This window comes from Listeria grayi DSM 20601 (assembly GCF_000148995.1).
Taxonomy (GTDB): Bacteria; Bacillota; Bacilli; order Lactobacillales; family Listeriaceae; genus Listeria; species Listeria grayi.
Genome location: NZ_GL538352.1, coordinates 891,840 through 910,620 on the forward strand (window position 1 = coordinate 891,840; position 18,781 = coordinate 910,620).

The following is an 18,781-nucleotide window of genomic DNA, read 5'->3' on the forward strand; positions in this document are numbered from 1 at the left end:
CCTTTGCTATTCAATTTATCTTTTGATTATGTCGGTGGTTAGCAAATCCATTGCTAACACAATGTGTATTTTTAGAAACAATTAGAATGGTCTAATTGAAACTGACTTAATGGGTAAGTCAGCCGTATAAAATATACAATTTAATTTTATAGTTGAAAATGTTCATTGTCAAGGAAAGCTATATATATTTCAACTTTTATGTATAAAAATAAGTTGCGCGTATAAATAACGCGCAACTTAGCTAGTTAAAAACGATCCACTTGGCTTTTTTATTCATCTAATAAATCGAGAGTTTCCTCTGTTTCTTCAGCAGGAACTACAGCTGTACCATCGATATCGTATTCTCGTCTTACTTTTTTAGAGATCTCGTCCAGCAATTCCGCATGTTCTTTCAGGAATTGTTTCGCATTTTCACGACCTTGGCCGATTCTTTCTTCGTTATAAGAATACCAAGAGCCACTCTTATTCACGACATCCACTTCGGAAGCCATGTCTAATAGTTCGCCTTCGCGAGAAATTCCTTCTCCATACATGATATCCACTTCTGCCACGCGGAATGGAGGAGCCACTTTATTTTTTACGACTTTGACTTTTGTTTTGTTACCAATAACTTCTGTGCCCTGTTTCAATTGTTCTGCACGGCGCACTTCTAATCGAACCGTTGAGTAGAATTTAAGCGCACGTCCCCCTGGAGTAGTTTCCGGGTTACCGAACATAACGCCGACTTTTTCTCGAATTTGGTTGATGAAGACAGCGATCGTTTTACTTTTATTAATAGCACCAGAAAGTTTTCGCAATGCTTGAGACATTAAACGTGCTTGTAAACCAACGTGAGCATCGCCCATTTCGCCTTCGATTTCAGCGCGGGGAACTAATGCTGCAACAGAGTCAATGACTAAAATATCTACCGCACCACTACGGACTAAGGCTTCTGCGATTTCAAGCGCTTGTTCGCCCGTATCTGGTTGCGATAAAAGTAATTCGTCGATATTGACACCTAAATTTTTGGCATAAGTAGGATCAAGCGCATGCTCTGCATCGATAAATGCAGCGGTACCGCCTTGAGTTTGTACTTCTGCGATCGCATGAAGCGCAACAGTTGTTTTACCGGAACTTTCAGGACCATAAATTTCAATAATACGTCCGCGCGGATAACCGCCGACACCTAATGCAACATCTATTGCCAAAGAACCACTGGATACGGTGGAAACGTTTTGATCAGAGTGTTCTCCTAATTTCATAATGGAACCTTTACCGAATTGTTTTTCAATTTGTTTTAACGCTTGGTCTAAAGCTACTTGACGATCAGTCACGATTTTGCCTCCTTCAAATAGATAACGAGTAACTATTCTCTTTGTTTTTTTACCCTACACATACTATACATGATTTTAAAGCAAGAAGCAAGGAAAAAGCGAATAAATGTTCGCTTTTTTATTTGTACCGGTACATATCATTAGTATACGTTTAGTAGGGGCAAAATGTCGATGTTTTTTTTAGCGGCGCTAACTGACTTTCAAGTAAAAAAGCAGCTTTATTGTTGGTCTAAATAGTTTTTTATCAGTTGAAATCCTTGTTTGACCGCGCGGTGGCGATTATGGTTGCGATCGCGACCAAATTGATAGAAGAATGCATCGGTTTTGCCATCTGGAGTGCTGAGTCCGATCCACACAGATCCGGCTTTTTGACCTTCTAATGAGTCCGGTCCGGCTACTCCGGTAAAACTGATACCGATCTCTGTATCAAACTGTTTTTTCACCTGCATTGCCATTTCTCTAGCACACTCTTTGCTGACCACACCATACTTGTTGATTGTATCAGCGGAAACCCCTAATAGTTTTTGTTTAGCTGCTGAGCTATAAGTAACGACTCCACCTGGGAATATTTGCGAGATCCCTGTTTTTTCGCCTAATGAAGATTGAAATAATCCAGCAGTCAGGCTTTCCGCAGCAGAGATCGTGATATTTTTTTCTAACAGCTTAGAAATCACCACTTCGGCAAGAGATTTATCGCCATAGCCATATAAAAATTCTCCATCGCGTCTCAAAATCTCAGCTTCAAGTCCAGCAATTTTTTCTGCTGCTTCTTCTTTTGTTTCACCCGTGGCGGTTATGCGGATCACCACTTCGTTTTCCCCTGCATAAGTGGCTAAAGTCGGGTTGGTTTGTTGATGGATCAGATCTTTCAAATCATCAGCAAGTTTTGATTCACCGATTCCGAAAAAGCGTAGGATCTTGGATTGCAGATGACTGTTCCCCTCTGCTTTCGCCAAAAGCGGAATCGCTTGATTTTGAAACATCGGCTTCATTTCAGAAGGTGGACCTGGCAGCAATACATAGCGGTGTGTTTTCGTTTCCAAATACATCCCTGCTGCAAAACCGAATTCATTTTTAAGCACGGTTGCTCCTTCGATCACCATTGCTTGCAGTTTATTATTTTCGGTCATGACCTTATTTTGCGCTTCATAATAGTGGATGATTTTTTGCATATGTGCTTCATCCACAACTAGTTTTTTCCCTAAATGTTTGGCTAAAGTTTGTTTGGTCAAATCATCTTCTGTTGGTCCTAATCCGCCCGTTAAGATGATGAGATCACTGCGGTCTTCGGCATTTTTAATGACCTCTGTCAGTCTACCCGGATTATCACCGACTGCAGTATGGTGATAGACATAAATGCCTTGATTGGCTAATATTTCAGAGATAAATGCCGCGTTAGAATTGACGATCTGTCCCATTAAAATTTCTGTTCCTACTGCTATGATTTCTGTTCGTGTCATGTTTCCATCCCTTTCCGAATCCTCACTAAAAATAAAAAATAGTGCAGCTATGGACAAGCTGCACTCCAGTTGAAATACTATCCATGTCATAAGCTGAGTAAAGCCGTAACTGCATGACTATACCCACTTACATGGAGCCTTTAAACACACCGCGATTTTTGTAGAAATAGTCGATTCCCGACCAAACTGCAAAAAAGGCACATACATATAAGAAAATCAGATCAACGCGAATTCCTGACCAAGCAAATGGGAAATTATGTAGCAGCATCAACGGAATCGCGATCATTTGCGTAAATGTTTTGATTTTCCCTAATTGTCCAGCTGCAAGAACTTCGCCGCCTTCTACTAATAACAAACGTAATCCTGTTACTGCCAATTCTCTGGAAATGATCAAGATCACGACCCAAGCCGGCGCGATGTTCATTTCGACTAAAATGATAAAGGCAGCAGCCACCAATAATTTATCTGCCATTGGATCGGCAAATTTTCCGAAGTTCGTGATCAAATTATATTTACGGGCTAAATAGCCGTCGAACCAATCCGTTGCAGCCGCAACAATAAAGATGATCGTCGCAACGAGATGTGTGACTGCAATATCTGAGCCTATCCAGTGCACGGTTCCCCATGTATATGGAATAACGGTAATAATAACAAAAATCGGAATCATAAAGATCCGCAAAACAGTTAATTTATTAGGTAAATTCATTTTCATCCCCTCTTTCTTTCCTTTTAAAAATGGAAGAGCACAACTTCTCATTTAACAGAAGCTGAACTCTTCATCATTTTATTCATCTTTTTGCAACTGGATCGTTACGAGTTGTTTCACAAGGTTTGCCGGTAATTCAAGTGTCTTGCCATTTACTTTTAGCGAAGTAGCCGGAGCATTTCCGATCGTCAACTTCACCGTTTGGCTGTCTTTGGCATCCACGGTCTCAGAGTCGCCTGGATTCAAAGTCTTTGTGAATAAGCTTGCACCGTTCGCATCTGTTACACTTACCCAAGATTGGGCATTCGTTGCACCAAGCGAGATAGACAACTTGTCGGTGTTTTTAACGTTGAAAGTTGTGCTGTTTCCCTGCGTTTGTCCTTTATCGACGCTTACCTCTTTTTTCTCTTTTTCTTTGTCTTTATCTGCTTCTTTAGAATCGTCCTTGTCCGCTTCTTTTTTGTCAGCATCTGTATCTTTTTTCGAATCTTTCGCGGTATCTTTTGATTTATCGTTATTCGATTCTTCTGTGCTGTTATCCACTTTGATCGCATTTTCAGCCGTTTTATTTTTCACTTCCTGCGCGTCGTTCCCTGGACGGTTGAAAACAAATAGCCATACGATAAATAAAATGAATACAATAAAAACAGCGATCAATATCTTCGGCAGCACATCTAAAAAGCGATTACGATGAGCACTTGCTGCGCCTACTTGTCTTGAGGCGATAGAAGCACGTTTCTGCGTCGCACGCGACAATTCTGCCCCTTGTTCGTTTGGTGTATCCGGAACTTCTTGTTCAAACTCCGCAAACAGTTCTGCACTATTAAGATCCACAGCTTCTGCGTACTGCTTGATAAAGGCCCGCGCGTAAAACTTCCCTGGCATAACAGAGAAGTTTCCTTCTTCGATCGCGATCAGATACCGCTTTTGGATCTTGGTAATTTGTTGTAATTCGTCTAGACTGATTCCTTTTTGCTGTCTAGCTTGTTTCAATTTCTCTCCTAATTCTGTCAATCGTAAACACCTGCCATTATTTTCTTTTCGTTTTTCACATCAGCCAACCGCCGTTGATCCGTAGCACTTGTCCTGTAATATAATGGGAATCCGAACTTGCCAAAAAAGCGACGGCTTCTGCGACATCATCACTTTTCCCAAAATGTCTTAACGGGATCTCTGCTTGGATCGCCTGCTTTTCCCCTTCATCAAAACCTTGATTCATTGCTGTTTCGATATAACCTGGTGAAACAACATTTACAGTCACTCCGGAGGAAGCTATTTCCTTGCTTAAAGCACGGCAAAATGCAATCTGCGCACCTTTCACAGTAGAATAGGCTACTTCCATGGACGCACCAATTTCTCCCCAGATCGAACTGATAAAAATAATTCGTCCTTCTTTATTTTGAAGCAACTTTGGCAGGATACCTTGCAATAATTGCATCGGAAAACGGACATGGATATCCCAAAGTTCGTCGACCGTTGCCATTTCGGTATCTTGAAAAAGCTGATAATAACTATTTCCCGCTGCATGAACAAACAAATCGATTTGAAAAAGTTGCGCCTCCACATGACTCACATCTTCCGATTTCGAAAAATCGGCTTGAATCGGAATCACATCGACCCCTTCTGCTAACAACTTCGGTATCAACTGATCGATCGAGTCCTTGTTCGCCCGGTAGTGTAAATATAAATGAAATCCCTGCTTCGCGAGTTTCAAAGCAATCGCTTGTCCGATCGCGCCGCTAGCACCAGTAATCAGGGCATACTTCACCTTCGTGTTCAAAGCTTGCACACCTTTCTGATCCATTTATTTCATGATAGCATGTCTTGTGTGAATTTGCCATTTTTTCTTTGCTAATTTGATTTTTTTTAGAAAATATTAAACTTTATGTAGAAAACACGAAAATAAGAACGAAGAAATCGCCTTATTTTCGTGTTTTTTATTATTCTTCCGGTATTAATTGAAACGAAGTGATGCGGTCTTCGTGCGCTACAAGTGAAGTTAAAAACTGATTAACTTCTTCCAATGTGACCTCGTTTAAAGCCGGCAAGATATCGAATAACGAGGCATCTCGCATTACATATTGTGTAAATTTATTGGCAATAAACTCCGGCGAGTTCAATGCTCCGAGGAAACCACCGATCCGTTTTTTACGAACCAGATCCAGACTGGCTTGATCCAATCCTTTTTCGGCGGCTTCTTTCAAGATCGTGAGCACGGCTTCTTTCTGTTTATCAGGATCTTTCGCATCGCCACCGATCAAAACAAAAGAGAAGCTGTCTTGATTGGTGTAGTCGAATCCGAAAGTATCATCGATGATTCCTTCATTATAAAGTGTCAGGTAGTTGTCGGAAGTCGTTCCGAACAGCATTTCAAGTGCCATGTCTGCAACGATCTCATGCTTCACGCCGGCAATTCCTTTTAACGGGCCAAAGTCTTCTTTGATACCGATAAGGTTTTTAGCAATCTTGACAGGAAATGCCAATTTTCGTTCAGGAATCGCTACACTAGCAGGCTCTTCAGGGAATTCACGCTCTATCTCAGTCGGTGGCGCAAAGGTCTTGCTGGATTGATTTGCTTTGATTTCTGCTAATAATGCTTCCGGTTCCAAATTCCCTACTACGAATAAGACCATGTTGTTCGGGTGGTAGAAAGTATGGTAACACAAGTAAAGCAGATCTTTGTCGATCTCAGCGATTGATTCCACAGTTCCAGCAATATCGATCTTCACCGGATGGTTGTGATACATGTTTTCAATTGCTCCGAAATACACCCTGAAATCAGCATCATCGTCATACATCCGAATCTCTTGACCGATGATCCCTTTTTCTTTTTCAACGGTTTCTTTGGTAAAATACGGCTCTTGGACAAAGTCGAGCAGCGTTTCTAAATTCTCAGATACATTTGAAGTGCTGGAAAAAAGATAAGCGGTTTTTGTGAAGGATGTAAAAGCATTAGTAAAAGCGCCTTTTTCACCAAATTTGAAAAAGACATCCCCATCTTCTTTTTCAAATAATTTATGTTCTAAAAAATGGGCGATCCCATCTGGAACAGTAGTAAAATCTTTTTCACCAAGCGGGACAAAGCGATTATCGACCGAACCATATTTTGTCGTAAAGATCGCAAATGTTTTATGGAACCCTTCTTTAGGCAGCAAGTAAACTTCTAATCCGTTTTCCAGTCTTTCGTGCACTACTTGCTCTTTTACTTGCTCGAATTGGATTTTTTCCATCAAGCTTCTCCTCCTTTGCTTAGGAAATAGATGGTATCTGGCAAAACATCTGCCATAGCCGCTATGATTTCTGCTTTGGTCACGGCTTTGATTTTGCTGATCCATTCCGAAATAGCCAAATCGCTTGGTTTCACGATATTATTATAGGTCAGTTCTACTAATCCGCCGGCTTGATCGCTTGCTTCAAGCATTTGATTGACTAACAACTGTTTAGTCTGTTCGATATCTTCGTCGGTGAAATCGCCTTGTTTCATTGCTGTTACTTGTTCTTTAATGATCGCAACGGCTTGCTCATAATTTGTTTCTTCGATTCCTGCTTGAATCAATAGATATCCTTTAAAAGAATCGATCCGGCTCGAAGCATAATATGCCAGGCTCGCTTTTTCACGGACATTGATAAAAATTTTCGAGTTAGCAAAACCGCCCAATAATCCGTTCGCGATTTGTAGCGGAACAAACTTTTCATCCCCGAAGAGAATGCCAGTTTGATAGCCAAGAACGAGTTTCCCTTGATTGATCGCTTGCGTTTCATGGATCGTATGCACTTTTCCCGGAGCAACCTTAGGAACGGAATGGAAAGCCCGATTTGGTCTTTCGGCAAATGGAAGCAGTTGCAAATGATCGAGCAGTACGCTGGAATCTATATCCCCACACACAAAAACATCGATCACGTCATTTTTCAAAAAATCAGTTTGATAGTAGTCGTATGTTTCAGCAGCAGTAAGGTTATCCAAATCTTCAATGATCCCATTTGCCGAATATTGATAACCTTCCGATTGATACATCTCTTCAATCGTCCGCTTGGCAGCATATGTGATCTTATCATCATAAATACTTTCTAATTGGGACTTCAAATTTTCTTTTTCCCGCTCAAATGTCGCCTTTTCAAATTGATTGTCACGGACATTTGGATCGAAAAAGATCGTTCTCAAAAAGTGAACAACTTCCCGAAGCAGGTCTGTTTTCTCCATTAAGTACTGCGGATCGACAAAGTCGAATACAGCTGAAATGATGTGCTCATCGCCTTTTTTACTTGCAGAAGTATAAAAACTGGCACCGTATAATTCAGCTAATTTACGACGAAATGCCGTCTGCGTTGGATAAGCAGCGTTATTTGTCTCAAATAGGACCGCCAGTAAGGAGCGTTTTGTCACAGTCGCACGATCAAGCGGCGCACGGAATTTGAATACAATTTTTGTGGTTTTAAATTTAGTTGTCGGGATGATCGTTACATTCATTGCCCCGACCTGTTGATTAGAAATCGTTTCTGGATTTGCCATAGGTAAGCCCCTTCCTTTATTCTCTTGTTCATTGTATCGTACGCATTCCCGATACACAATTTTATTGCATAGCTGTTAGTTGGTAAACGAACTCGAGTTTTCCAAAGCTAGCACGTTATCGCGGAACTTCTTCATTTCCGCACGATCGATCTTGCCTGTTTCAAAATATTGCTGGATTAGTTTTCGTTCCTCTTGAATCGCCACATCCATCCATTCCTGTAAAGATTCGCTCGAAAAGTTTCGATTTTCGTTGCCGATGCGTTCGTAAGTAAAAATGTAGCGGTCGATCAAATCTTGTGAAAAATCATTAGCTGGCAGTTTTTCCAACTGTTCAATAATATACGTATTATTAGAACGAATGATTTTATACCGCTGTTTTCTGCGTTCTTCAAAAGTAAGCGGCAGTATATTGAGCGCTCGCAGGTTTTTACGGAAAGCTCTATCGTAGAAAAGATTGGATTTATACTCTTTTTTCTTAGTAAGCCCGTAAAGTCGTTTTTTCAAGCGCCTTAAAGTAGGATACGCTGCCTGCATGGTGATTTCTCTTTTATATAGCATGTGCAGGATATTTTCATATTGCCATTGCATCACAAGTGTGCGTATTTTCCGATTTTCTTCATTATTATCGAAAAAATTATTAAGTGTGAGTATCCGGTCATTATACATGCTGATCACACCGGCAACCTCTTGCTTGTTTTCGTCGGTTTGATAACTTTTTAACTTATTGATTACTTCCCGCAAGATATCTGCCTCGATTTCAGTATCGGATTCTCCCAGTGCCTCAGCTTTTTTAGGGGCAAGCAATGGCATTGTGAAATTAGCAAGTAAGAGCGTTACTGTAATTACCCCGGCAGCAATAAATACGAGCAAGTCTCTGGCGACAAAATCTTGATTTCCACTCAACACAAATGGTAGTGATAACGCACTGACGAGGGTGATTGTTCCTCTGACTCCAGAAACAGTATATAGCAGCGCTTGTTTCAGTCGCTCACCGGGCGCCACTTTTGTGTCGTCGAAATTCCTTGCAAGCCATATCCAAATAAACCGAATCGCTAACAAGATAGCTGTTATGGCGAAAATATAAAGAAAAACAGTAACATTGCTTACTTTATTTGAGAGCCAGATGGTACGAATGATATGCGGCAATTGTGTTCCTAGAAGAATGAATACCAAGCCATTCAAGCTGAATGTCAACACCGCCCAAGTATTGCGTGACAATAAGTTTAATTGAGCGATACCGGGATCTAATTTGCGATAACTAAAAGAATGAAGCATACCGCCACTGACAACTGCCAAAATACCGTTGACACCGATCTTTTCTGCGGTAACAAAAATGAAAAACGGTAATAGTAACTCCATTAAAATAAAGGACACAGCATTTTCAATGCCCGCACTACGAAGCAGCGACATTACTTTGATTTTCAGTGCAGTCATGACAAGTCCAAGCAAAATACCGCCAATCGAAAGCATCAAAAAACTCGTTCCAGCATTTACAAAGGAGAATGTCCCCGTCAAAAGTGCTGCAACGGCAAACTGGAAGGAAACTAGGCCTGAAGCATCATTGATCAGTGATTCTCCTTCTAAAGTGTGCATCATTTTAGAAGGGATCTTCAATTTCTCGGCAAGCGCTGATACTGCGACAGCATCAGTTGGAGCAAGTGCTGCAGCTAACGCGAAACATGCAGCTAAGGGAACTTGCGGTAAAAGCCAGTGAATGAAGCCGCCTAAAACGCCCACTGTGATAAACACTAATCCAACTGATAAGGATAAGATCGATTTCCGATATTTCCAAAATGATACTTTATCTGCATTCGTCCCGTCATTAAATAGCAATGGTGCTAGGAAAAGCAGTAAAAACAATTCGGGACTGATCTCAATCAAATGATCATTTGCTGCTAGTGGTATCGTCAGACATACTCCTAAAAAAACTTGAATGAGCGGGATAGCCACATTTGGCACGAAACGGCTCAATACATTAGATAAAAACACAGCGCTTAACATCAATAAAATGTTCTCAAAAATTTCCATTTGCAATTCCCCTTTTATGTAGGTTTTCTATATACAGTTGTCTCTATTTCAATATGCTTCATCATACAATACTCCGACTGAAAAATCTAATCATAACCGCAAAAAAAGACTGCAATCATAAGATCGCAGTCCTTCGAAAGTTCCCTTTATTTTCCTTTGATATAGTTCACGCCATCTGCTTTTGGTGCTTCGGATTTTCCGATGAAACCAACAAGCGCCAAGATTGTTAAGACATAAGGCGCAATTTGCAAGTAAACGTCTGGAATGTTTTGGAACAATGGCAGCGAACCGCCAGTAATTGCCAAACATTGGGCGAATCCAAAGAAAATAGCCGCGCCCATTGCGCCAAGTGGGTTCCATTTACCGAAGATCATGGCAGCTAGTGCCATGAAGCCTTGTCCCGAAATCGTTGCGTGACCGAAATCAAGTGTAAATGATTGGGCATAAACAGCTCCGCCCAGTCCGCCTAGGATCCCCGAAATGATGACACCTTGATATCGCATCCATTTAACTTTGATACCCATTGTATCAGCTGCTAGTGGGTGCTCGCCGACAGAACGAAGGCGAAGACCGAATCTTGTTTTATAGATGATAAACCAAGAAATAATGGCAAAAGCAATCGCGACATAACTCATTACTGGGACATTTTTGAAGAAAATATCGCCAACAAAAGGAATGTTTTTCAAACCAGGAATATCCGGTTTGCCAAAGTAATATTTAATTTGGTCTGTTTGCCCTTTATCGTAAAATACTTTTACTAAGAAGAGCGCCAATCCTGTCGCTAGCAAGTTGATCGCAACCCCGCTGATCACATGGTCAGCACGGAAGTTGATCGTTGCAACGGCATGGATCAATGAGAATAATGCTCCGACGACCATGGCAGCGATCAACGCGATCCAAGGAGTCAAGTTTCCGAAAACATTTTGGAATGTCAGGTTAAAGACGATCGCAGAAAACGCACCGACTACCATCATTCCTTCTAGTCCAATATTAACAATACCGCCGCGTTCAGAGTAAACTCCGCCAAGCGCTGTAAAAATTAGTGGGCCAGCCATTAAGAGCGTGCTCGATACGATTGTCGCAAGCATAACTGTAAGCGTCATTTTACATTCGCCCCTTTCTTGAATTTCGCCATTGCCCAGCGAATAATATAGCTAGAAGCGACGAAGAAAATAATTAATGCAATAATGATGTCGACTAATTCGTTCGGAACACCTGCAATAGCAGACATATTCAACGCACCGATCTTAAGTGCTGCAAACAGCAATGCCGACAGGATGATTCCAATTGGAGAGCTTCCGCCTAGTAATGCTACCGCAATACCATCAAAGCCGATTCCTGGCGATGAACTTAGCACATACGCATTAGCGTAGTTGCCTAGGCCTTCCATAACACCAGCAAGGCCCGATAACGCACCAGCTAGTACCATTGCCATTATGATTGTCTTTTTAACACTCATACCAGCATATTGGGAGGCATTTTCGTTAAAGCCGACCGCTTCGATTTCGTAACCGAATGTTGTCTTTTTAAGGACAAACCACATGATGATCGCGACGCCAAGTGCGATCAAAATCCCCCAGTGAAGAGAAGAATGGGTGGTAATGTTTTGTAAGAAAGTAGATTGCAAAGAGGCAGAACTGTCAATCATTTTCGTTTTATCCAGTCCTTTTGTCAATCGATACTGCACGATGTAATTGAATACATAAAGAGCCGTATAATTGAGCATGATTGTGACAATAACTTCATTCACACGCAATGTTGCTTTTAAAATACCAGGAATGAATGCCCAAAAAGCTCCGAATAGCGCGCCGACGATAATGGCGAATGGCAAGTGGATCCATTTTGGCAAATCATGGAAATTGGTAGCAATAATGATAGAACCGATCCAGCCCATCAGCATTTGACCTTCTGCCCCGATATTGAACAAACCAGCTTTGAAAGCAATCGCTACTGAAAGTCCGATCAAGATATAAGGTGTTGCTTGACGGATCGTTTCCCCAATGTAAAACGGTTGACCTACGACACCTTCAATTAGAGAGGAGTAACCGCCGATTGGATCATAACCAAAGACAAGCATAATGATCGCACCGCAAAGCAGTCCTAAAATAACTGCTGTCACCGGGATAACAAGCGTTTGTACACGTTTAGACATTTTCTTCTACCCCCACTTCTGCAGTTTTAGAACCTGCCATAAGCAGTCCTAATTCTTGTTCCGTTGTTTCTTCGGGTTTTACGATCGCAACGATCTTGCCCTCGTAGATAACAGCGATTCGATCACTGACATTCATGATTTCTTCTAATTCAAATGACATCAATAAGACCGCTTTCCCCTTATCACGTTGCTCGATCAAGCGACGATGGATAAATTCGATCGCTCCGACATCAAGACCACGCGTCGGTTGTGCTGCGATCAAGAAATCCGGATCACGGCTGACTTCACGAGCAATGATGGCTTTTTGCTGATTACCACCGGATAATGATTTAGCTGGCACATATTCGCTGCTTGTCCGAACATCGTATTCTTCAATCAATTTTCTCGCAAAATCATACATGCTGCGGTGATTGATGAAGCCGTGGTTCGAAATCGGTTTTTTATAATAAGTTTGCAAAGCAATATTTTCACCGATCGACATTTCCAATACTAAGCCATGTTTATGGCGATCTTCGGGAATATGCCCAAGTCCTGCTTCTGTGATCTTACGCGGTTTTTTATTCTCAATCGATTTGTTGTTCAGCTTGATTGAACCGCTGGCAACTTTAGTCAGTCCGCTGATTGCAGCCAATAATTCACTTTGGCCGTTCCCATCTACGCCGGCGATACCGACGATCTCACCAGCACGCACCGAAAGGTTTAACCCACGTACGCTTTCCACGCCGCGGCTCTCTTTCACCACGAGATCTTTGATTTCTAGTACATCTTCGCCTGGTGTCGCTGGTTTTTTCTCTGTTTTGAAAACAACTTCGCGGCCCACCATACGATTAGCTAGGTCTTGCGGACTTGTCTCGGAAACATCTACTGTTCCCATCCCTTTACCGCGCCGGATAACCGTTACACGATCACAAACATCCATGATCTCTTTTAACTTATGGGTGATCAAGATGATCGATTTTCCTTCTTTGATCAAGGTTCGCATGATTTGAATCAACTCTTTGATTTCTTGTGGTGTCAGTACAGCTGTTGGTTCATCAAAAATCAGGATATCAGCACCACGGTACAATGTTTTTAAAATTTCTACTCGTTGTTGCATACCGATCGAGATATCGCGAACTACTGCATTCGGGTCAACGCGCAATCCATAGCGCTCCGAGATCTCGCTGATTTCTTTGATAGCTTTTTTTCGCTCAATAATACCAAGTTTCGTTGGCTCTTTTCCAAGCATGATATTTTCAGCGACGGTAAATTTGTCGACTAACATAAAATGCTGATGCACCATACCAATGCCGAGATCATTTGCTACGTTCGGATTATTGATCATTTTCTTTTCTCCGCGTACACGGATCTCGCCGCCATCTGGCTCATAAAGGCCAAACAGAACATTCATCAGTGTGGATTTACCAGCACCATTCTCACCTAACAACGCATGGATCTCTCCCTGCTTTAACTGTAAGGTAATGTTATCATTTGCTACAAATCCAGAAAATTCTTTTCTGATTCCTAACATTTCAATAACATAATCCACTTCCTCACGCTCCTTAATTCTTTTTGAATTACGGAAAAACAGCCACACGCGTGATTCTCTCGAATAACGCCGCCTCTCCTCAATCAGCTTACTAAAAGTTTTTGAGTTTTTTATCCGTTTAAAGAATGTCTCTTTTAACTGTGGTGAACAATATAAAATTGCGACATCACTTTATTTTATTTCTAAACCTGGCCTATTGCAATCTAATTTTTGGTTTTAGAAGAAATTATTTGATAATTTTAAATAGTAAAAGGTTTTACCTAACCAGGAAGCGCTTTCAAATTTGATTGAAAAGGAAAGCCGAACGTTGAATTCGGCTTTCGTAAATTGTTTTACTAAGCATTAAAAACGGATCAAGGTTTTTCTGGAACAGTGATGTCGCCTTTTCCGATTTTTTCTTTGTATTCATCTACTTTTTTAAGAACGTCTTTAGAAATGTTTTCTTGGTGATCAGATAGACCTACAGCATCTTTGTCAAGACCGTATTGGATTTTTTCGCCACCAGGGAATTTACCATCTTTTGCACGTTTCGCTAAATCTTCTACTGCTACGTCAACACGTTTGATTTCAGAAGTCAATGTTACGTTGTAGCTCTTGCCGTCGTTAGCTGTAACTTTACCTTCGTCCCATTGGTCACGGTCAACACCGATTACCCAAACGCCACGTTTTGGATCTTTTTTCTTCAAGTTTTTTGCTTCAGCGAATACACCGTTACCAGTTGCACCAGCTGCATGGAAGATAATGTCAGCACCGCCGCTGTACATTGTTGCAGCGATTTGTTGCCCTTTATCTGCTTTTGCAAAGTCATTTGCATATTGTACTTCTACTTTCGCTTTCGGGTTCACTGCTTTTACGCCTTTTGTGAATCCAGCTTCAAAACGGTCGATAACGGGACCTTTTACGCCGCCGACAAAGCCGACTTTGTTTGTTTTAGTTGTTAGACCAGCAACAACACCAACTAGGAATGAACCGTCGTTATCTTTGAAACCAATGCTCGCAACATTTTTAAGACCGTCGATTTGGTCATCTACGATAGCAAAGTGTTTTTTCGGATTTTGTTTCGCGATTTCTGTGATTGCATCTTTTAATTTATATCCAATTCCGTAAATCAAGTCATAGTTACTGCGAACTGCTGTGTTCAAGTTTGTTTTGAAATCTGCTTCAGAAGCGGATTGCAAGTAATTGTAACCATCTTTACCTTTTGTTAAATCGTTGTCTTTACCAAATTTAGTGATACCTTCCCAAGCTGATTGGTTGAATGAGCGATCATCAACACCACCAGTATCTGTTACCATTGCTAATGTGAAATTATCACCTTTCTTACCACTTCCGGACTTACTGTTAGCTCCACAAGCACCTAGGATAACCCCAGTAGCTAGGACCAATGATAGTGCTAAAGCAAATGTACGCTTTTTCACCTTTAAACCCCTCCCAAGAGATAAATAGTATGGTTATAATCACCAATTCACGAACATTGTGGAAAAAGTATGAAATTATGTAAAGAGTTAGGCGATTTCCGCTTTGTTTAATGAAAAGGTTTTCTAACTGTTTTTAATATATCATGTAACTAAAAATAAATAAACAACGAATTTCTATTTTTACTAATAGCAGTTTATTTTGAAAATTCATGTAATTGCTAAAAAGACACTTAGCGGGGAAATCTACTAAGTGTCCTGAGCTTTATTCGTTATCTGGAAATGCTTCGATGTTTACTTTTCGGGGTTTACTTCCCTCATGAGGGCCAACGACTCCTCTTGCTTCCATTTCATCGATCAATCTGGCAGCTCGATTATAACCAACGCGAAAACGCCGCTGCAGCATTGAAACGGAGGCAGTCTGCATTTCGACTACCAGCTCCACTGCTTCTTGATATAATTCGTCCTCTGCTTCGCCTTCGACATCTTGGATCTCATCCGGAATCATCTCTTCGTTGTACTGCGCTTTTTGTTGAGAAACAACATAATTGACGATGTCCTCCACTTCTTGATCCGATAAAAAGGCGCCTTGCACCCGTGTCGGCTTGCTCGCTCCGACAGGCAAAAGTAACATATCGCCGCGACCAAGCAGTTTTTCTGCACCGCCCGTATCGAGGATCGTCCGGGAATCGATCGCGCTGGAAACAGCAAAAGCGATCCGGGACGGGATGTTGGCTTTGATGACGCCGGTAATGACGTCAACGGAAGGACGCTGCGTTGCGATAATCAAATGGATTCCGGCTGCTCGGGCCATTTGTGCTAATCGAGTGATCGCATCTTCGACATCATTGGAAGCTACCATCATCAAGTCAGCTAATTCATCTACTATCACCACAATGTAAGGTAATTCCGGCTGTTTTTCCACATTCTCTTCGTTGTGCCGGCGCACCTGCTCATTATATCCTTGCATATTTCGCGTACCTGTATGAGAGAATAAATCATAACGACGCTCCATTTCTGCTACTACTTTTTGCAGTGCCTGTGCTGCTTTTTTCGGATTCGTAACGACAGGTGCAAGCAGATGAGGAATACCGTTATAAACATTTAATTCGACCATTTTCGGGTCGATCATCATCATTTTGACTTCATGTGGTTTGGCGCGCATCAAGATACTGGTGATGATTCCATTGATACATACAGATTTACCACTTCCCGTCGCTCCTGCAACGAGTAAATGCGGCATTTTATCCAAGCTGATCATGACTGCTTCTCCGGAAATATCGCGGCCAAGGGCGATCTGAAGTTTTTCATCCGCTTTGTTTTGTGGGTTGTTTTCCAAAACTTCGCGCAGAGAGACCATCGCGACGTTTTGATTCGCCACTTCGATTCCGATCGCGGACTTCCCGGGAATCGGCGCTTCGATCCGAATATCTTTCGCAGCAAGTGCCAACGCGATGTCATCTCCTAAGGAAACGATCTTGCTTACTTTTACGCCGACTGCTGGTTGCACTTCATACTTTGTCACCGCCGGTCCCAGATGAATCTGGGTGATCTTTGCTTTTACGCCAAAACTGTCAAATGTTTGCTCTAATTTACTGGCATTTTCTTTGATTTTTGCGTATTCTTCGCTTTGATCCGTTGGTTTGGCTTTTGCAAGCAGGTCAATCGAAGGCAATTGATAGATCTCATTTTCAAAAGATTCTTGTTCAAACGATACTAACTCCGGCTCTTTTTCTTCGGCTGCTGGATCTTTTTCTGCCGGACGTTCTTCTGTTGGAGGTCTAAAACCGGAAATGATTGGTGGCACCGCTTCGGAACGCTCTGAAGAGATCGGTTCTGCCTCAATGATTGGTTCTGGTTTGACTGCTCTCTCTGCTTGTTTTGCTCGTTTGGTGGTGCGTCTTTTTTCAAAAAAGCTGCGGGCTTTCTGACCGATAAAACGACCCACTCCGGCTATTTTTCCTAATTGCTCTCTCACCGGGATATTCGTGATACAGGAAATCCCGATCAAAATGAAAAGGAGCGCCAAACAGATCGTCCCGATTTTTGCGATCAAAAAATACCCAAGCGCCGTCCATGCTGCGCCGTAGATGCCTCCACCGGTTGAAATGGACTGTGCCGGATGGAATAAATGACTGATCAATTGCTTGGCACTCGAAGTCAAAATAGTACCTGCTTCTCGGTAGTGATCCGCCAGCGGGATATGTAAGAAAATGACGAGTGCCGTTACTAACGCATAGCAACCGACCAATCGTTTTGAGAAAAATATCGGTGCTTGGCGCTTAACAAATAAATAGCCGCCTAATAAGATTCCTGCCAGCAATAGTAAATAACTTGCCGATCCGACTACTAATTCTCCGAGTGCGAAGAAAAAGCGTCCGATAAACCCAAGGCGGAACAAACCGATCAATCCGACCAAAACAAATATACTGCCTGTTATCTCATAAGAATAGGAGGTTTTTTTTGTATTTCTGCGTGTAGTTTTTTTTCGCTTGGTATTCGTCTTCTTTCGTTTTGTTGCCACTTTATTTCCTCCCTTTCCTTTTTTGCTTATTATACCACAAAACCATATGTATTCCGTCATTCTTTAGTCCTAATAAAGTACATACGTTCGCCGCTTGGACAAAAAATAAAAACGCCGGCGACAGGATGACGTTGGGCGCCTTCCTTGTCGTTTTTATAATTTCGGCGTCTTTTGGTTCATAACTCGGCCGCCCTTGATTTCAGACATGCTCCCTCCTACTGCAAGAAAAGCATCTGGATCAATGTCGTCGAGGATTGCTTTTACTTTTACTTCTTCAAAACGAGAAATAATGATGAAAATCAATTTTTGCCCGCCTTCTAAGTAATTACTCGAAGTTTCGATATAGGTCACACCTTTTCCAAGCTGTTCGCCAAGGGCTTCGCCGATCTCTTCATAATAACGACTAATAATAAAGGCACTTTTCCGTTCATCGACGCCTTGAATAACGATATCAATGATTTTGTAAGCTAGAAAATAGGTGATCAGTGAATACATTGCTCTGTCCCAGTTAAAAACCAAGCCAGCTATCAAGAAAATAACGATATTGATGGCCATGATGATCTGTCCTGTCGAAAATGGCGTTTTGCCGTTGACGATAATAGAAACGATCTCTGTTCCATCTAAAGCACCGCCATTACGAATGACGAGTCCCACTCCCAAACCCAGTGTGATCCCGCCAAAGACGGTAGCCAGCAGTAAATCATCGGTTACAGGGTCGACTTTATGTAAGAGCAATGTCATTGCCGACATAACAGCAATGGCATATAACGTACTGATGGCAAACGATTTGCCGATTTTTTTGTAACCGATAATAAAAAACGGGATATTCAAGACAAATGTCAATATTCCTAGCGGTAGCGGTGTAAGTTGCGAAATAATAATGGAGATTCCGACGACTCCGCCATCTAGGATCTGATTATTAACTAAAAATAATTCCAGTCCGATCCCCATGCAAACAGCACCTACTGTAATCAGTAAGAATCGATAGACGAATGTGCTTAACCGTCTTCTGCGATGCGCTTTTACATTACGAAGCGCCATTTTTTCTAAATACTGTTCGTTCAGCTGCACAATAACCGAATCCCCACCTTTCTTCTATGTCTTTTTCTTATTATAGCATAAGAAAGCGCTGTTTTTCTAGGTAT

At 41.7% G+C, this 18,781-nt stretch carries 13 protein-coding genes and 1 pseudogene; all 14 read right to left on the reverse strand.

Translation table 11 applies throughout. The features are described from left to right. Window positions 1–269 precede the first annotated feature (269 nt). The gene (gene recA, locus HMPREF0556_RS04485) at window positions 270–1,313 is read right to left on the reverse strand and encodes a recombinase RecA (protein WP_003755952.1); all 1,044 of its coding nucleotides are present in this window, start codon (window positions 1,311–1,313) and stop codon (window positions 270–272) included. Window positions 1,314–1,531: 218 nt separating this feature from the next. Further along, window positions 1,532–2,773, reverse strand: a complete 1,242-nt coding sequence (locus HMPREF0556_RS04490) for a competence/damage-inducible protein A (RefSeq protein WP_040486471.1) — start codon at window positions 2,771–2,773, stop codon at window positions 1,532–1,534. A 127-nt stretch (window positions 2,774–2,900) separates the two neighbouring features. Further along, window positions 2,901–3,479, reverse strand: a complete 579-nt coding sequence (gene pgsA, locus HMPREF0556_RS04495) for a CDP-diacylglycerol--glycerol-3-phosphate 3-phosphatidyltransferase (protein WP_036104180.1) — start codon at window positions 3,477–3,479, stop codon at window positions 2,901–2,903. A gap of 78 nt (window positions 3,480–3,557) precedes the next feature. Beyond that, a complete protein-coding gene (locus HMPREF0556_RS04500; protein ID WP_003755958.1) occupies window positions 3,558–4,493 on the reverse strand; it encodes a helix-turn-helix domain-containing protein in 936 nt (311 codons plus the stop codon). A 34-nt stretch (window positions 4,494–4,527) separates the two neighbouring features. After that, window positions 4,528–5,259, reverse strand: coding sequence for an elongation factor P 5-aminopentanone reductase (gene ymfI, locus HMPREF0556_RS04505; RefSeq protein WP_040486472.1), 732 nt, complete (start codon window positions 5,257–5,259; stop codon window positions 4,528–4,530). A 160-nt stretch (window positions 5,260–5,419) separates the two neighbouring features. Continuing rightward, window positions 5,420–6,709, reverse strand: coding sequence for an EF-P 5-aminopentanol modification-associated protein YfmH (gene yfmH / locus HMPREF0556_RS04510; protein WP_003755963.1), 1,290 nt, complete (start codon window positions 6,707–6,709; stop codon window positions 5,420–5,422). Further along, a pseudogene (gene yfmF, locus HMPREF0556_RS04515) lies at window positions 6,693–7,989 on the reverse strand (EF-P 5-aminopentanol modification-associated protein YfmF); the annotation flags it as partial. The gene yfmH and the pseudogene yfmF, both read right to left, overlap by 17 nt. A gap of 75 nt (window positions 7,990–8,064) precedes the next feature. Further along, window positions 8,065–10,017: a cation:proton antiporter gene (locus HMPREF0556_RS04520; RefSeq protein WP_003755967.1), complete on the reverse strand. Its 1,953-nt coding sequence runs from the start codon at window positions 10,015–10,017 to the stop codon at window positions 8,065–8,067. A 146-nt stretch (window positions 10,018–10,163) separates the two neighbouring features. After that, the gene (locus tag HMPREF0556_RS04525; RefSeq protein WP_003755968.1) at window positions 10,164–11,120 is read right to left on the reverse strand and encodes an ABC transporter permease; all 957 of its coding nucleotides are present in this window, start codon (window positions 11,118–11,120) and stop codon (window positions 10,164–10,166) included. Further along, window positions 11,117–12,169, reverse strand: coding sequence for an ABC transporter permease (locus tag HMPREF0556_RS04530; protein ID WP_003755971.1), 1,053 nt, complete (start codon window positions 12,167–12,169; stop codon window positions 11,117–11,119). Before HMPREF0556_RS04530 ends, HMPREF0556_RS04525 begins: the two co-directional genes overlap by 4 nt. Beyond that, window positions 12,162–13,697: an ABC transporter ATP-binding protein gene (locus HMPREF0556_RS04535; RefSeq protein WP_040486473.1), complete on the reverse strand. Its 1,536-nt coding sequence runs from the start codon at window positions 13,695–13,697 to the stop codon at window positions 12,162–12,164. Before HMPREF0556_RS04535 ends, HMPREF0556_RS04530 begins: the two co-directional genes overlap by 8 nt. Before the next feature lie 353 nt (window positions 13,698–14,050). After that, the gene (locus tag HMPREF0556_RS04540; RefSeq protein WP_003755976.1) at window positions 14,051–15,115 is read right to left on the reverse strand and encodes a BMP family lipoprotein; all 1,065 of its coding nucleotides are present in this window, start codon (window positions 15,113–15,115) and stop codon (window positions 14,051–14,053) included. Window positions 15,116–15,377: 262 nt separating this feature from the next. Continuing rightward, entirely contained in the window at window positions 15,378–17,636 is a 2,259-nt protein-coding gene (locus tag HMPREF0556_RS04545) for a DNA translocase FtsK (RefSeq protein ID WP_040486474.1), read from the reverse strand. 153 nt (window positions 17,637–17,789) lie between these two features. Further along, window positions 17,790–18,677 carry a YitT family protein gene (locus HMPREF0556_RS04550; RefSeq protein WP_050777007.1) on the reverse strand — a complete coding sequence of 296 codons (888 nt, stop codon included), beginning with the start codon at window positions 18,675–18,677 and terminating at the stop codon, window positions 17,790–17,792. Window positions 18,678–18,781 lie beyond the last annotated feature (104 nt).

Excerpts from the sequence above, each read along its gene's own strand:
- HMPREF0556_RS04490 (WP_040486471.1), bottom strand. The coding sequence starts at position 2,773 with ATGACACGAACAGAAATCATAGCAGTAGGAACAGAAATTTTAATGGGA.
- pgsA (WP_036104180.1), bottom strand. The coding sequence starts at position 3,479 with ATGAATTTACCTAATAAATTAACTGTTTTGCGGATCTTTATGATTCCG.
- yfmH (WP_003755963.1), bottom strand. The coding sequence starts at position 6,709 with ATGGAAAAAATCCAATTCGAGCAAGTAAAAGAGCAAGTAGTGCACGAA.
- HMPREF0556_RS04520 (WP_003755967.1), bottom strand. The coding sequence starts at position 10,017 with ATGGAAATTTTTGAGAACATTTTATTGATGTTAAGCGCTGTGTTTTTA.
- HMPREF0556_RS04525 (WP_003755968.1), bottom strand. The coding sequence starts at position 11,120 with ATGACGCTTACAGTTATGCTTGCGACAATCGTATCGAGCACGCTCTTA.
- HMPREF0556_RS04530 (WP_003755971.1), bottom strand. The coding sequence starts at position 12,169 with ATGTCTAAACGTGTACAAACGCTTGTTATCCCGGTGACAGCAGTTATT.
- HMPREF0556_RS04550 (WP_050777007.1), bottom strand. The coding sequence starts at position 18,677 with ATGGCGCTTCGTAATGTAAAAGCGCATCGCAGAAGACGGTTAAGCACA.